The following is a 15,480-nucleotide window of genomic DNA, read 5'->3' as shown; positions in this document are numbered from 1 at the left end:
TTGCCGCGCGGGCGCAATGCGCTATGCTGCGCTGGTGACCAAAACCAACACCCGCCGCGCCGAGATTATTCAGCGATTGACCGATTATGTCTTAGCAGAGGGATTGTCGGCGGCGAGCCTGCGTCCATTGGCCAAGGCGGCGGGGACGAGTGACCGGATGCTGCTCTATTATTTTACCGATAAGGCCGCAATTATCACAGCGGTGCTGGAGCAAATCTCGGCGCGGTTGGTGGGGCGGATATCCGACCGGACCGCGCCTGATCCATTGCCGCTGGAGGATCTACGCCGCCAGTTGGCGCAGCTTTTGTTTGAGGATGCGTTATGGCCTTATATGCGCATCTGGCTTCAGGTTGCGGCGCGCGCGGCAATGGGCGACGCCTATTATCGCGGCGTCGGCGAACAGATTGGCCGTGGTTTTCTGGACTGGGGCAAAATGCAGTTGAAGGCGGATAGCGCGGCGCAGTTGGAGGTGGATGCCGCGCGCCTGCTGGTCAGCATGGAAGGCATGCTGTTCCTCAAAAGCATTGGTCTTGATGACGTCAACGCCAAGGCGCTTTAACGCCGGTTTGCCGCCCGTGCTTTGCCCAACAATATGGCTGCGCTGTCGCCTTTATTTCGGACGCTTTCGATCAGCAGATAGGCCGCCAGAAACGGCGCGCCAAGGTTGAACGCCGCAAATCCTAAGACCAGCCCGCTCACCGAAAATGCGTGCCGCCATGCGACCCAGACACCGGACATGATGAGGAAGCACAAAAAGTCGAGATTAAACTGCCCCGGCCATGTCATATCCGCGATGTCGCCGAAAAATATCGGATACAGCCCCATGCCATGATTGGCGATGACGATGGCGGTGTAGACGCCGACAATGGCAATGATGGTGATGAGAAATATGCGGAACAAGGTCATGGTTTGGCTCCTGAAACTGGAGCAACATCATAACAAATGTAGCGAGCGCTACAATGACTGTTTTAGTCCGTCAGCTCCACCCAAGTAGGGGCATGGTCGCTGGCTTTTTCGCGGCCTCTGTGTTCCTTGTCGACGCCGCAACTATTGAGGCGGTCGGCAACGGCTGGGCTTAACAAGAGATGGTCAATGCGAAAGCCATGGTCGCGTTGCCATGCACCGGCTTGAAAATCCCAAAACGTCCACACCCCGCCTTGCGGATAATGCGTGGCCAGCGCGTCGGTCCAGCCTTGGCCAAGCAACGCGCGGTAAGCGCCAATGCTTTCGGGCTGACGCAGCGCGTCATCCAACATCGCCGCCGGGGCCCAGATATCATGCGCATGGGGTATGACATTATAATCGCCTGCCAACACCGCAGGGATTTCCGCCGCCAGCAACTCTGCCGCCCGGGCATATAGGCGCTGCATCCACGCCAGCTTATAGTCGAATTTGGGCCCCGGTTGCGGGTTGCCATTGGGCAGGTAAATACTCGCGACGCGCAGCCCGAAAACATCGGCCTCCAAATAGCGCGCATGTTCGTCCAACGGATCGCCGGGCAAAGTGCGCTGCACCTCGATTGGCTGTGCGCCCTTGGCGAGAATGGCGACGCCATTGAACGACTTTTGCCCATGCCAGATTGCGCCATAACCGGCGCGTTCAAAGTCCGCGTCGGGAAAGCCCTCATCCTGCGACTTCACCTCTTGCAAACAGGCAATGTCGGGCTGCGTTTCCTCCAGCCATTCCAGCAATCGGGGCAGGCGCGCCTTGACGCCGTTAATATTGTAAGTCGCAATACGCATGATGCCTCCTAGCGTAATACGCCTGCACGCTGAACCTACTTTTTCACCGACCGTCATGCTGAACTTGTTTCAGCATCCATCCTGGAGCACAAAACTGAGTATGAGAGGCAAAATGGACCCTGAACCAAGTTCAGGGTGACGATGTGGATGGCGTTCAAAGTGGGATTAGGAAGTCAGGCAACCGAACGGCTTAAACCGAAAAGCTGGATCCACAGCCGCAACCGGCTTGGGCTTGCGGGTTTGTTACCTTGAAACTCTTGCCGCCAAGCGATTCTACGAAGTCCACCGCTGACCCGCGCACGAGATCAAGGCTAATGGGGTCAATGACTAGCGACGCGCCATCGCCCTGCGCCTGAATGTCGTCGGCCTCAATCGAGTCGGCCAAGCCGAAGCGATATTGAAAGCCGGAACAGCCGCCGCCTTCAACCGACAGACGCAGCACAGGGTCTTTGCCCAACTTGGTCGCGATTTCGGCCACGCGGCGCGCAGCGTTTGGGGTCATGAAAATGACTTCAATGTCTGTCATAGCATCCATGTAAGCCATGCTAGGCCCAAAGGAAAGTGCCAGCAAAGAAAAGGGGCGGCAAAGTTTCCGATGCCAGCCCCAAGATTACACCCTCTCCCAAAGGTGATGCGTTAGACTGTCCGCTTACTCACCTTCAGCAGGACCGCCAGCAGCTTTGCTATCAGCAGTTTTTGAGGCAAGCAAGAATTTTGCGCCACTCGGGTCTGACTTCTGCGGGGCCAAGAAAGCAATCGGGTTGATCGCTTCACCAGCGATACGCACTTCATAATGCAGATGGCTTCCGGTGGAGCGGCCAGTTGAGCCCATATAGCCCAAAATGTCGCCCTTGCGGATGCGTTGGCCGGGGGTCACGTTCATCGCCGACAAATGGCCATAACGTGTCTGCACCGCGTTGCCGTGGTTGATTTCAACAAATTTGCCATAGCCGCCAACCCATTCGGCGCGGCCAATAGTGCCATCTGCGGTTGCAAAAATGGGTGTGCCCACTGGACCGGGAATGTCCAGGCCCTTGTGGTTGCGACTGGCACCACGTATGGGTGCATTGCGATATCCGTAACCACTGGAGAATTTCATGATCTCGACAGGGTTGATGGAAGGAACGGCAACCTCGACCTTGTGAACAGTGCCGTTGATGCGGCCCCAGCTGTCGTTCAAGGCCCGGAATTCAGGGTCGGAAACGCCAAGAGCGGTTTGGTTGGCCTTCAAATCTTCGGGTGAAATGCGGAACGTGTCAGATGAAGCGGCGGCTGAATTTGCGATAGCGGGTGTGGCTGCTGATACAGCAACTAAAATGCCAATCGCGGAGGCAGCTCTCAGGATCAGTGATTGGCACGAAGCCAAAGCGCTGGATACCATGTGTGTCATTACCTTGTTGTTGCGACCCGCACCGTTTCTGGCGCAGTACCGAAGTTTGACAATGGCAGTTGTTCTGCCCACCCCTTTGAAGAGGGCGGTGTCCGATGGCCCAAACGAATGCAACATCTGTGTAATAATCGCGGGACAAGCCGCCGCTCAAACGCGTTGAGTCGTTGAATCGAGGCTATAGCGACTGGCAAAATGCGGGTTTACCGATACTTCGAACGCAGTCGACGCTGATTTGTTCCAGTGAGAGCCGCGGGTGATCAACATGATTCTATGCGCGTTATAGATGGATATATTTAGCGGCCACTCCGGTTTGCCCGAGCTGACGCCCGGTCAATCCACCTCCCCATCGCAAGTCGATGGGGAGAATAAGTAGCCCAACTTCCCCCCCCATCGAGCCGAAGCGATTAGCTTCGCATGACGCAGGGGCCTTTTAGGGGCGCAATCCTATAAAGCCTTCGCCGCCGCTAAAACCTCGGCCGCATGCTCTTTGACCTTCACTTTGCGCCAGATCTGCGCCACTTTGCCGTCCTTGCCGATCAGATAGGTTGACCGGTCAATGCCCATATAGCTTTTGCCGTACATCGATTTTTCGACCCAAGCGCCCATTTGCTCGGTGGCATCGCTTAGCTCGTCCGACAGCAATATGACGTCCAGCGCATATTTGGCGGCAAATTTGGCGAGCTTGGCGGGCTTGTCCTTTGACATGCCGTAAACCGGGCAATGCAGCGCCGCGAATTCAGCTGCCAATTCGGTAAAATCCTTTGCCTCGTTTGTGCAACCCGGCGTGTCGGCTTTGGGGTAGAAATACAACACAAACGGGCCTGAAAGCGCCGCCAGATTAACCGCATTACCGGCACTATCGGCAACGGTCACGTCGGGCAGCGTGTCACTGATATCGGTCATATTATCGTTCCTTTTCAAAAATCGCGTGGGCCAAATAGGCTTTGCCATTGGTTAATGACAACCCCGCGATACGCCCTAAGCGCGTGCGTTAATCCATCCCAATCGTCAAAGCCTAAGCTATGCGCAATAAGCACTTGTGCCGCCTCGGGCGGGGTTGCGCAATCGGGCGCTATCAGGCGCACCATCACCAACAACCGCGCCATCAAGGCAAAGGCCTTGGCAAAGTCAGCTTGCAGGTGCCCCGCCGCCACTAACGCGTCAATCGCCGGACCAAGCTGCGGCCGCATGCCGTCATGCGTTTCCAACTGAAGCGCGTGAATGATGAACTCCATATCCACCAATCCGCCGGGCAGCAGCTTTACATCCAATGCGCCCTTTGGCGGCTTATGCGCGGCCATATCCTTACGCATCGTCGCAATATCATGGCGCAGTTTTTGGATGTCGCGCTTTGTATGCAAAACGTCATGGATGATTTTGGCGACATGCGTTCGCGCGCCCGCTGATCCAAAAAGCACGCGCGCCCGGGTCAGCGCCATATGCTCCCACGTCCATGCATTTTCCCTTTGATATTGGTCGAAGCTTTTTACCGACGCACATAATAGCCCATCTGCGCCTGATGGTCGAAGGCGTGTGTCAATTTCGTACAAAGCGCCCGAGGCCGTTGCCACGGACATTGCCGCAATCACCCGCTGCGCCAATCGGTTAAAATATTGCGTTGCGCCAAGGCTGCGCGGCCCATCGGACTCCGCCAGATGATCGCCAGTGAATAGCAGGATGATGTCGAGGTCCGATGCATGCGTCAACGCCTCACCACCAAGCCTGCCCAAAGCCAAAATGAGCAGCTCGCCGCCCTGTATTTTGCCATGTGCCTTTTCAAATTCGGTCACTGTTGCGGTCGTCAGCGTCTCCAATGACGCCTCGGCTAAATGCGCATACGCTTGCGCTATAGCGAGAGCGTCGCTGCGCCCCTCAATCAACTGCACGCCCAGTGCAAAGCGTTTTTCGCCAACATAATCGCGCACAATGTCGAGGGTGGATTGATAATCGGCGTTACCAATCCGGCGCTGCATCGCGTCCTGCAACGCCGACACGTCGCCGGGCAAATGCATGGCGCTGGTATCGATCAACGCATCGAGATAGCGGCTTTGGCGGCCCAGATCATCGGCCAAAGTTGGCGCGTAGCTTAAGATATCCGCGACCAGTTGCACAAGGCCGGGCCGCGCCTCCAACAGGCGGAAGACGTTAATCGCGCTGGGCATTGCCTCAATCATATTGTCGAAGCGCGCAATCGCACGATCCGAATCGGGTACTTGCGCCAGCGCCGCCATGATCGCGGGTAACACCGCCTCAAATGCATCACGCGCCGATGGGCTGCGGATCGCGCGGATTTTGCCACTACGCCAGCGGGCCAATCGCTGCATCACGGCGGCAGGGTCCGCATAGCCTAGATCAGTGAGCTGTTCCTCCAGCGGCAGACCTTCGTCCGCCAATCTGGGCCCTGCGCTGCCCCCTGCATCAACCATGCGGTCATAAATTGCCGCGACCAAAGCGGTGATCGGCGCAATCGCGTCAATCAGCGCGTCGGCATCGGTTAAGCCATGCAAGCCCGCGACAGCATCGGCGGTTTCGCGGTTCTGCGGTATCTCATGCGTTTGCCGGTCGCTGTGCATTTGCAAGCGATGTTCGAATATCCGCAGCTGCGTGTAAGCCGCGGACAAGGTCTCCGCCTCTTGCGCGCTGATCGGTCCAGCCGCCGCCAGCGCCTGCAATGCTGCGCGCGTGTCTGGCACGCGCAATGCCGGGTCGCGGCCGCCGTGGATAAGCTGATGCGCTTGGGCAAAAAACTCACATTCTCTTATGCCGCCATGGCCACGTTTCAGGTCAAAACCAAGGCCCATTTTCTGCCCCTTGGCATAATGGTCACGGATTTGCGCCGTCATCGCGCTGATATTCTTCAACTGCCCGAAATCGAGCGATTTGCGCCAGATGAACGGCTGAATGGCATTTAGGAAATAATCGCCCAGCGCGCGGTCGCCGGAACTCACCCGTGATCGGATAAAGGCAGCCTGCTCCCACGCCAAGGCGGACGATTCATAATAGCCGATGGCCGCTTCGACTGGCAGAACGATGGGGCTGACCTCCGGCGACGGACGCAACCGCATGTCGACGCGAAAGACATAGCCATCCCCGTCAAGCGCGGACAAAAGCTCAATCACCCGCCTACCATAACGCACCGCCGCCTCGGCCACATCGTCGCGCTCGCGATGGGGCAGGGTTTTGGGATCGAACAGGAATATCGGGTCAATGTCGGACGAATAATTCAACTCCCGCCCGCCATGCTTGCCCAGCGCGATGACGGCAAAACCTTGATTAGGCGCACCCGGCACACGTTCTTGTATCGCAGCGGCGATGGCCTGATCCAGCGCATGGTCGGCAAAGTCGGAAAGGATGTGCGTGACGCGCGTCAGGTCCCAGACATCAGACAAGTCCGCAATGGCGGTCACCAAAGCGACCCCTTGGCGCTGTTTACGCAATGCGGTGCCGACCGAATCTGCACTGCGGGCAAGGGCGCAGACAAGCGCATCGTCGAAATTGCCTGCGTGGATCAGCGGCATAAGGTCATCGTTGCGGTCAATCAGTCCGGCGAGAAACGGGCTATGCGCCTGCGTGCGGGCGATGGCTTTTGCGACGTTGCTCACAACCTAACCTCCACTACACACTCTTCGTCATTCCCGCCTACGCGGGAATGACGATGGTGTGAGAGACGAAGCCACAGATTGGTTTTTGACTGTCCGCTGCCCCCGCTTTCGCGGGAATGACGGAACGGGCGAGAAAACCCGCTCATCGCCCCAAATAATCCCGCCGGAAATCTTTCGCAAAGCCTGCAAAGCGCCCTTGCGATATCGCTGCGCGCATGTCGGCCATCAGCATCTGGTAATAATGCAGATTGTGCTGCGTCATCAGCATCGCGCCCAATATCTCGCCCGAACGGATCAAATGATGGACATAAGCCCGCGTCCATGTCGCGCATACGGGGCAATTGCAGCGGTCATCAATCGGCCCTTGGTCTTCGGCAAATTTGGCGTTGCGGATGTTAATCGGGCCATGATGGGTAAAGGCTTGGCCGTTGCGGCCCGACCGTGTGGGCAGTACGCAATCGAACATATCAATGCCGCGCTCCACTGCGCCGACGAGATCGTCGGGCTTGCCAGCGCCCATTAAATAACGTGGCCGGTCGGCGGGCAATTGGTCAGGCGCATAATCGAGACAACCGAACATCGCCTCTTGCCCTTCACCCACCGCAAGGCCGCCAACGGCATAGCCGTCAAAGCCAATGTCGATCAGCGCATCGGCGGACCGCTTGCGCAGTTCTTCGTCCAATGACCCTTGCTGGATACCGAACAAAGCCGCGCGCGCCGCATGGTCGCCGCCGCTGTCAAACCCGTCGCGCGAACGCTTTGCCCAGCGCATCGACAGCTCCATTGATTGGATTGCCGCGTCCCGCGACACGCCATTGGCGGGGCATTCGTCAAACGCCATGACAATGTCGGAACCCAATAGACGCTGGATTTCCATTGAGCGTTCGGGCGACAGCATATGTTTTGACCCGTCCAAATGGCTTTGGAACGACACGCCTTCTTCGGTGATTTTGCGTAAAGCCGACAGGCTCATCACCTGATAGCCGCCACTGTCGGTCAGGATTGGCCGGTCCCAGCCCGAAAATTGATGCAAGCCGCCCAACCGCGCCACCCGCTCCGCGCCGGGACGCAGCATCAGGTGATAGGTATTGCCCAATATGATGTCCGCACCCGTCGCCCGTACTTCGGCAGGGCGCATAGCCTTCACGGTCGCAGCAGTGCCCACGGGCATGAACGCAGGCGTACGAATTTCGCCCCGCAGCATGAGAATGCTGCCGGTGCGGGCCTTGCCATCGGTGGCGGAAATCGAAAACTGGAATCGCGTGGTCATGCGGAGGCTTTAGGAGGGTATTGCGTTTGAGAAAACCAACTTTGCGTTTGGAGGAGCGGAAGACGTACAATCCTCCTCATCGACTTGCGATGGGGAGGTGGCGCGCTGGAACGCAGTGGAAGCGTGACGGAGGAGTTTTCAACGTTAAGAGGCACCTCCGTCATTCGAAGCTAAACGCTTCGACTGCCATCTCCCCATCGCAAGTCGATGGGGAGATTTTGGTGCGCACAAACACAAATTATCCTTTCAACCGTCGCCGCACCGCCCCATATAGGTCCAATGACTTACACTGACCCACGTTCCTATCTCTATCAACCCGGCCTGCTTGACCCTGACGCCGCGCAGCGCATTACGCGGGACGCGCTGAAGGCGTGCGATGATGGCGAGCTCTATCTCCAATATAGCGCGACCGAGAGCTTTGGCTTTGACGATGGCCGCTTGAAAATGGCGGATTATTCGACGGGCTCGGGCTTTGGCCTGCGCGGGGTTTCGGGCGAGATGACTGGGTTCAGCCACGCCAATGACATAAGCGAGGCCGCGATTCGCCGTGCGGGTGAGACGCTGAAGTTGCTTGATCCGGCCAAGGATCAGCCCGCGCCGCCACCGCGCCAGAACAACCGGCATTTATACACCGATGGTAACCCGTTGGAGCTGGTGCCCTTTGCCCAAAAGGTTGCTTTGTGTCAGCAAATCGACGCCGCCGCGCGCGCGCGTGACCCGCGCGTGGCACAAGTCAGCGTGGGCCTGTCGGCTAGCTGGAGCGTGGTTGAAATTGTCCGCGCTGATGGTTTTGTCGCCACCGACGTCCGACCCTTGGTCCGCCTCAATGTCGCCATCGTCGCGCAAGATGGCGAACGCCGCGAAACCGGGAGCTATGGTTTTGGCGGGCGCTATCTGTACGATAAATTGTTTGAAGCGCATGAATGGGAACATGCCATTGACGTCGCCCTGGCGCAGGCGCTGACGAACCTGTGTTCGGTCGCTGCGCCCGCTGGCGAAATGACCGTGTTGCTTGGCCCCGGCTGGCCCGGCGTGTTGTTGCATGAGGCGGTTGGCCATGGCTTGGAAGGCGATTTCAACCGCAAGGGCAGCAGCGCCTTTTCCGGCAAAATTGGGCAGCGCGTTGCCGCGCCCGGCGTTACTGTGGTCGACGATGGGACGATGCAGAACCGGCGCGGATCGCTGTCGATTGATGATGAAGGCACGCCGACTCAGGAGAATGTCCTTATCGAAGACGGCATCTTGCGCGCCTATATGCAGGACCGCATGAATGCCCGCCTGATGGGTGTGGAGCCCACCGGCAATGGCCGCCGCGAAAGCTTTGCCCATGCACCGATGCCGCGCATGACCAACACCTTCATGCGCAGCGGCAATGATGATCCAGCCGAGCTTTTAAGCCGCGTCAAAAACGGCATTTTCGCCAAAAGCTTTGGCGGCGGCCAAGTCGATATCGTGTCAGGCAAGTTCGTGTTTAGCTGCACCGAGGCCTATTTGGTCAAGAACGGCAAGCTTGGCGACCCGATCAAGGGTGCGACCCTGATCGGCGATGGTCCAACTGCGTTGAACAAGATCATCGGTCTTGGCAATGACATGGCGCTTGATGAAGGCGTCGGCGTTTGCGGCAAGGCGGGGCAAAGCGTGCCTGCGGGCGTCGGGCAACCCACGACTTTAGTGAGCGCGCTGACGGTGGGCGGAACGGCGGGTTGATCGGCGCATATCTGGCCCAGAATGGCGCTATGGCCGAACTAACCGCATGATCCGGATATGAACCACGCGATCAAGGTTGCGACCTATAATATTCGCAAGGCGGTGGGGCTTGATCAACGCCGTGATCCGGCGCGCATATTGTCCGTGCTCAATGAAATCGACGCAGATATCGTTGCGTTGCAAGAGGTGGACCGCCGCTTTGGTGCGCGGGTGAGCGCGTTGCCGCTGGCGATGTTGGCGGCGGAGACGCCTTATGTGCCGGTAATGCTGAATGTCCATATGGCGGCGCTGGGTTGGCACGGCAATGCGATTTTGGTGCGCAAGGGCATTGAGGTGCGCCATGCGCAGCAGGTCGACATGCCAACGCTGGAACCGCGCGGGGCGGTGATGGCGGAGCTGTCGGTGCACGGGCATAGCTTGCGCGTAATTGGCGTGCATCTCGATCTGTCGGGGCTATGGCGGCGCAAGCAAATTCGCGCCTTGCTCGCCGCGATTGATGCCAAACCGCTTCATATGCCAACGGTGATGATGGGCGATTTCAACCAATGGTCGGACAAAGGCGCGCTGAGTGAGCTTGTCTTTCACCATCACCGGTTGGTGCAAACGCCCAACAGCTTTCATACCGCGCGCCCCGTCGCCCGGCTTGATCGCATCATCGTCAGCCATGAGGTGACGGTGCGCGCCGCCGATTGCCATATTTCGGCTTTGTCAAAGCAGGCGTCGGATCATCTGCCGTTGTGGGCAAGCCTAAAGATTGGATAATTGCCTAAATATTGTGCAGCTAAAAATGACTGATTAAATAATAGGCATATACTGCCTGCACGTCGCGCGGCATCACGCCCCAAATATCCGAATATCGATGCTTTTGCGTGCTTTTTGGTTTCTGGCACGGCGTTTGCATATTGCAGTGCACAACCATCGAACTGCACAACCATCGGGGGGGCTGTATGAAATATATTATCGCTGTGATTAAACCGCACAAGCTGGATCCGGTGCGCGAGGCGCTCACAGCTTTGGGCGTGTCGGGCATGACTGTGACTGAGGTCAAAGGCTTTGGCCGGCAGAAGGGTCAGACCGAAATTTACCGTGGTGCCGAATATGCAACCAACATGGTGCCCAAGGTCAAAATCGAGGTTGCATGTGCATCCGATCAAGCCCCTGCGGTCATTGAGGCCATTCAGCATGCCGCAGAAACCGGGGCGATTGGCGATGGCAAAATTTTCGAATTCGATCTCGCTGGTGCGTTACGCATCCGCACCGGCGACACCAACGAAACTGCGCTTTGACGCGGTGAAATCAAGCTAGGGGAACCAGATAATGTCAAAGACACTGAAATTTTTGGGTGCGGCGGGGGCAACATTGTTTGCCGCTTTGCCCGCCTTCGCGCAGGAGGCTGTGGAGAAAGCAGCCGACGGCGCAGCAGCGGCTGGCGCTGCTGTAGCCGAAGTTGCGGCCGCTGTCGCTGTTGCCGACGGCCCGATCAAGGCGCCAACGGTTGAACAAATGGCGGGCATGGTCGACAAGGGCGATACAAGCTGGATGCTGATTAGCTCCGCCTTGGTATTGCTGATGTCGATCCCGGCGCTCGCGTTGTTCTATGGCGGCCTTGTCCGCACAAAGAATATGCTGAGCCTGTTGATGCAGGTGTTCATGATCGTATCGGTCGCGGCTTTGGTCTGGGTTTCTTATGGTTACTCGATGGCGTTCACCAGCGGCAATGCCTACATCGGCGGCTTCTCGAAGATATTCCTTCAGGGCGTCGACACCACGACCTATGCGGCAACGTTCAGCAACAATGTGTACATCCCCGAATATGCCTTTGTAGTGTTCCAGATGACCTTTGCCTGCATCACGCCGGCGTTGATCGTCGGGGCCTTTGCGGAGCGTATCAAATTCGCACCATTGATGATCTTTACGGTATTGTGGCTCACCTTCGCCTATTTCCCGATCGCACATATGGTATGGTATTGGGCCGGACCAGACTTTCTGGTTGATGCACCAACCGATATGGGTCTGCTGTGGGGCTGGGGTGCACTTGACTTTGCAGGTGGTACTGTCGTTCACATCAATGCCGGTATCGCAGGGCTTGTTGGCTGCCTCATCATTGGCAAGCGCGTCGGCCATGGCAAAGAAGCAACTCCGCCGCACTCAATGACCATGACTATGATTGGTGCATCTTTGCTTTGGGTGGGCTGGTTCGGCTTTAACGCTGGCTCCAATTTGGAAGCCAATGGCCTTGCTGCCCTTGCATTCATCAACACCTTTGTTGCGACTGCTGCTGCTGCGGTTGCATGGTGCCTGATTGAACAGTTCCACCATGGTAAACCTTCGCTTCTGGGTGCGGTTACCGGCGCTGTTGCTGGTCTGGTTGCAATCACGCCAGCCAGCGGATTTGCAGCGCCAATGACCTCCATCCTGCTTGGCTCTGCGGCATCGGGTCTCTGCTACGTCTTTGTCGCTTATGTGAAGAACAAGCTTAAATATGACGATACGCTGGATGTCTTCGGTGTTCACGGCATCGGCGGTATTGTCGGCGCGATCGCCACCGGCATTGTCGCTGACCCCGCATTGGGTGGTCAGGGCTGGATCGACTACACGGTCTTCCCCGCCATCCCGGGCGAATATGACATGGCTGGTCAGGTGATGGCTCAGGCTTGGGCCGTGGGTACGACGGTCTTGTGGACCGCTGTGGTCTCCGCCGTCCTGTTCTATGGCCTGAAAATGACCATGGGCCTGCGTCCAACGGAAGACGCCGAACGTGAAGGCCTTGACCTTACCGAGCATGGCGAGCGCGCTTACAACTACTAAATCTAAAATTCGCCGCTTGGTGGCGGGGCGTTTTTTCCTCTCCCTTTTACGCCCCGCCACCTCCCGATGTTCCTCCCGCGAACATCCAACTCATGGCCCGGACCCGCGATGGTCCGGGCCTTTTTTATGCGGTGCGAACAGGTGCGGGCCGTAATCCTCCCACCTCGTCACCCTGAACTTGTTTCACCTTCGGTGACTGTCGTTCCAGGGTCCATCGTGCAGCGGGCTCTGAGCTAGAACGGATAAATGGATCCTGGAACGAAGTGACCATCGGTCAAACAAGATCAGGATGACAGGGGTTTGAGGGGTCGCGCATGCTATCCGCTTGTCACTCGCAACGACACCATTCCTCCGCCGCACAAAAAAACGCTTTCCTACAAATAACCAGATGGGTTATCTGATTCGCGTCAGTCAGGCCGCGGTCTAGAACGTGGGTCGGAATGATGGGAACGCTGTCGGGGGAACTCGCTGGCACGGCCGGCGCGATAGGGTGCTTGCTTCAGCCTCTCAAAAGGGCCTGTTGCATCAAGCTCTGAACAGCGCACAAGCGGCTGGGTGTGGCGGCGCAATCCGCCCCGTCTGTTATGGACGGCCTTGGGGTCTTTAGGAACCTTCACCCCCAAGGAAAGCAGCCCAGCCAAGATAAAGGCGGCTCCTAGAATTAGACTGATGGAACAAACGAGCCTTGATCAACCAACGCCATCAGCCGGAAGCAGCACCAGCGCTTCCGCGTCGGCCGTCCCTTTTTTCTATGCGTTCATACGCGCCCCAATTTTGTAGGAAATAATGTTACGCGTGTTGGAAATTATGGGGTTGCTGCGCACTCCGTCACCCTGAACTTGGTTCAGGGTCCGTTTGTTAATTCTGGCGCAGGGCATGCTGCTCGATGGATTCTGGAACGACAGTCACCGAAGGTGAAACACGTTTAGAATGACGAGTGTGGGGAATGTTTACCTTCCCTCTCTCTGCGCCTCTGCGTGAATCTATTTTGCACGCAGAGGCGCAGGGGACGCAGAGGATTTGCGCAAAGATAAAAGCCGTTCGTGTCGCGCGAAGGCGAGACACCTCTAAAGCCTGCGCTCCCGCCTTGAACCTTAGGGCAATCCCCATTTACGCGACTTTGGCATCCATTGTTAGGATAAAGGGATCAGCACCCTTGCCGACATTGACCGGTGCGCCTGATATGCTTGGCTTGGCCGTGGACTTGTTGCTGAACTTTCCTACAACCTGGCCGCCGGGTGCGATGGTCAGGTTGCTGTAGACCACGTCGCCTTTGATACGCGCGGACGATTCGATGACGAGGTCATTGGCTTCGATCAAACCTTCGACATGGCCCGAAAGCTTGGCCGATTCGGCAGTGACGTTGCCTGCGATAAAGCTGCCTTCGCCCTGCACCAAATTACCGCAGGTTACGTCGCCTTGCACCTTACCATCGATATGAAGGTCGACTCGCGCCGACACATTGCCGATGATTTCGACGTCGGATGCAATAATCGAGAATGTGTGAACTGAATTGTTGCGCACGTTTGCATTATTCCTTTGCGGCAGAGTCGGCACGGTGTCCGGCGACTGTTTGGACCTTGAGAACATCTGGATTTGCCTCCAAAAACTTACGAGGGTTAATCGCCTGACCGTTTAGGCGCACCTCGAAATGCAGATGGCTGCCGGTCGACCGACCCGTGTTGCCCATCCGTCCGACTCGAACGCCGCGTTCAACCATCTGACCCTTTCTGACATTTAAACCCGACAAATGTGCATAACGTGTTACAATACCATTGGCATGTCTGATTTCGACGCTGTTGCCATAGCCGCCGTTAAAACCGGCCAACACGACCCTGCCTTTTGCTGCGGCAAGGATGGGGGTTCCAATGGCGCCTTTAAAATCGAGACCGGCATGCATCGCGGCGGCACCGGTGAACGGGTCAGCGCGATAGCCAAAGCCGCTCGACATCATCATCGATGCAACTGGCATTGAGGTAGGGATTGCGGCCAGAGCGCGCTCCATCGCGTCCATGCGACCAAGCGCGACGGCAAGATTCAAGAAAAGCGGGTCGCGCGCTTCCTTTTTCCCTTTGCCAAAAAAGGGCTCGAACGGACCACCTTGCGCATTGCGGGCTTGGCGAGCCAACACTTCGGGGTTTAGCCCGAATTGGCGGATTGCGGCTTCTGCTTGTAATGTTCGCGCTTGCGCCACTTTCGTCATTTTTTCGGCGAAGCGAATTTGTCGCACCTCAATGCGGGCAAGGCCTGCGGCCTCGGGGACCATCGCGCTAATGGTCTTCATGGCCTTTTCTTCTTCGCGCGCATCGGCTGCGGGTGTTTGCACTTCGGCCTGCGGTACATCACCGAAATATTGGTCGCTCAGGCTTTCAAGCATTTCTTGACGGCGTTTCAAATCCTGCGTCACTTCCTCGATAGAACCACGATAGCTCGCCACGCGTTCTTCGGCGGATTCAACCTTTGCCTCTTGGTCGGTCAACGCAAGGCGCTGTGCGTTAACGGTGGCTTGATTGATGGCCATGCCAAAAGTGACAACCAACCAAACACCGATAACGGACGCAAGGATAACAGCGGAACGGCGTTGCAATTGCGCCGATATTCTCAAGAACCGGACTTGGCCATTGGCCCGCATGAAAAATTCGCGGTCAACAAACCATCCAGCTATCCGGTTTTTCCAACCGGACATTCTGATTTTTAGCGACACGACCCACCCCGTTATTTTGGAGCCAATCACCTAGCAGAGGAGATGGGGCAGGGCGAATCAAGCATAGCCGACTCGTGACGAGTCGGGTGAGTCATGCGATGAGCAGTGGACCCCCCCCTCAAATGCGCCACCGCCTATGTCTGAATCGGTATGCATTATTTACATTAAAATCGTAAAGTTACGTATATTCAGATATATAGGGTCGATTCGCATTTGTTCCCTATGCGATGCACGCGAAATGGGGACGATCGCTTTCC

Annotated in this window: 14 protein-coding genes; 5 read left to right on the top strand and 9 right to left on the bottom strand. The window is 57.1% G+C overall.

Translation table 11 applies throughout. The features are described 5' to 3' along the window. The first annotated feature begins 34 nt into the window (after window positions 1–34). On the top strand, window positions 35–559 hold the full coding sequence (locus Q0N43_RS08030; RefSeq protein ID WP_295445060.1) for a TetR/AcrR family transcriptional regulator: 525 nt from the start codon (window positions 35–37) through the stop codon (window positions 557–559). On the opposite strand, the gene Q0N43_RS08025 is transcribed toward Q0N43_RS08030, so the two are convergent. The 7 genes from Q0N43_RS08025 to tgt form a co-directional block, all read right to left on the bottom strand. After that, the gene (locus tag Q0N43_RS08025) at window positions 556–906 is read right to left on the bottom strand and encodes a hypothetical protein (RefSeq protein ID WP_295445057.1); all 351 of its coding nucleotides are present in this window, start codon (window positions 904–906) and stop codon (window positions 556–558) included. The genes Q0N43_RS08030 and Q0N43_RS08025 overlap by 4 nt on opposite strands. A 62-nt stretch (window positions 907–968) precedes the next feature. Further along, window positions 969–1,742 (bottom strand): exodeoxyribonuclease III, encoded by a 774-nt coding sequence (gene xth / locus Q0N43_RS08020; RefSeq protein ID WP_295445054.1) that lies wholly within the window; start codon window positions 1,740–1,742, stop codon window positions 969–971. 190 nt (window positions 1,743–1,932) lie between these two features. After that, the gene (locus Q0N43_RS08015) at window positions 1,933–2,268 is read right to left on the bottom strand and encodes an iron-sulfur cluster assembly accessory protein (RefSeq protein WP_295445051.1); all 336 of its coding nucleotides are present in this window, start codon (window positions 2,266–2,268) and stop codon (window positions 1,933–1,935) included. Between the two features lie 123 nt (window positions 2,269–2,391). After that, on the bottom strand, window positions 2,392–3,132 hold the full coding sequence (locus tag Q0N43_RS08010; protein WP_295445048.1) for a M23 family metallopeptidase: 741 nt from the start codon (window positions 3,130–3,132) through the stop codon (window positions 2,392–2,394). A gap of 444 nt (window positions 3,133–3,576) precedes the next feature. Next, window positions 3,577–4,035 carry a peroxiredoxin gene (locus Q0N43_RS08005; protein WP_295445045.1) on the bottom strand — a complete coding sequence of 153 codons (459 nt, stop codon included), beginning with the start codon at window positions 4,033–4,035 and terminating at the stop codon, window positions 3,577–3,579. A gap of 14 nt (window positions 4,036–4,049) precedes the next feature. After that, window positions 4,050–6,734 carry a bifunctional [glutamate--ammonia ligase]-adenylyl-L-tyrosine phosphorylase/[glutamate--ammonia-ligase] adenylyltransferase gene (gene glnE / locus Q0N43_RS08000; RefSeq protein ID WP_295445042.1) on the bottom strand — a complete coding sequence of 895 codons (2,685 nt, stop codon included), beginning with the start codon at window positions 6,732–6,734 and terminating at the stop codon, window positions 4,050–4,052. Between the two features lie 142 nt (window positions 6,735–6,876). Further along, on the bottom strand, window positions 6,877–8,004 hold the full coding sequence (tgt, locus tag Q0N43_RS07995) for a tRNA guanosine(34) transglycosylase Tgt (protein WP_295445039.1): 1,128 nt from the start codon (window positions 8,002–8,004) through the stop codon (window positions 6,877–6,879). Window positions 8,005–8,283: 279 nt separating this feature from the next. Here tgt and tldD point away from each other — a divergent pair, with 279 nt between their 5' ends. The 4 genes from tldD to Q0N43_RS07975 all read left to right on the top strand — a co-directional run bounded on the left by tldD (window position 8,284) and on the right by Q0N43_RS07975 (window position 12,519). Then, window positions 8,284–9,711, top strand: a complete 1,428-nt coding sequence (tldD, locus tag Q0N43_RS07990) for a metalloprotease TldD (RefSeq protein ID WP_295445036.1) — start codon at window positions 8,284–8,286, stop codon at window positions 9,709–9,711. Between the two features lie 57 nt (window positions 9,712–9,768). Further along, window positions 9,769–10,473 (top strand): endonuclease/exonuclease/phosphatase family protein, encoded by a 705-nt coding sequence (locus Q0N43_RS07985; protein WP_295445033.1) that lies wholly within the window; start codon window positions 9,769–9,771, stop codon window positions 10,471–10,473. Between the two features lie 185 nt (window positions 10,474–10,658). Further along, window positions 10,659–10,997, top strand: a complete 339-nt coding sequence (locus tag Q0N43_RS07980) for a P-II family nitrogen regulator (protein WP_295445030.1) — start codon at window positions 10,659–10,661, stop codon at window positions 10,995–10,997. 31 nt (window positions 10,998–11,028) lie between these two features. Then, window positions 11,029–12,519, top strand: a complete 1,491-nt coding sequence (locus Q0N43_RS07975) for an ammonium transporter (RefSeq protein WP_295445027.1) — start codon at window positions 11,029–11,031, stop codon at window positions 12,517–12,519. A gap of 1,110 nt (window positions 12,520–13,629) precedes the next feature. Here Q0N43_RS07975 and Q0N43_RS07970 read toward each other — a convergent pair. Next, window positions 13,630–14,043, bottom strand: coding sequence for a polymer-forming cytoskeletal protein (locus Q0N43_RS07970; protein WP_295445024.1), 414 nt, complete (start codon window positions 14,041–14,043; stop codon window positions 13,630–13,632). A gap of 7 nt (window positions 14,044–14,050) precedes the next feature. Then, window positions 14,051–15,205 (bottom strand): peptidoglycan DD-metalloendopeptidase family protein, encoded by a 1,155-nt coding sequence (locus Q0N43_RS07965; protein WP_295445021.1) that lies wholly within the window; start codon window positions 15,203–15,205, stop codon window positions 14,051–14,053. Between the last annotated feature and the right edge of the window lie 275 nt (window positions 15,206–15,480).

The organism is Sphingorhabdus sp. EL138 (genome assembly GCF_945882965.1).
GTDB lineage: Bacteria > Pseudomonadota > Alphaproteobacteria > Sphingomonadales > Sphingomonadaceae > Sphingorhabdus_B.
Note: the sequence above shows the minus strand (reverse complement) of the source record. Positions and strands in the feature narration are given on the sequence as shown.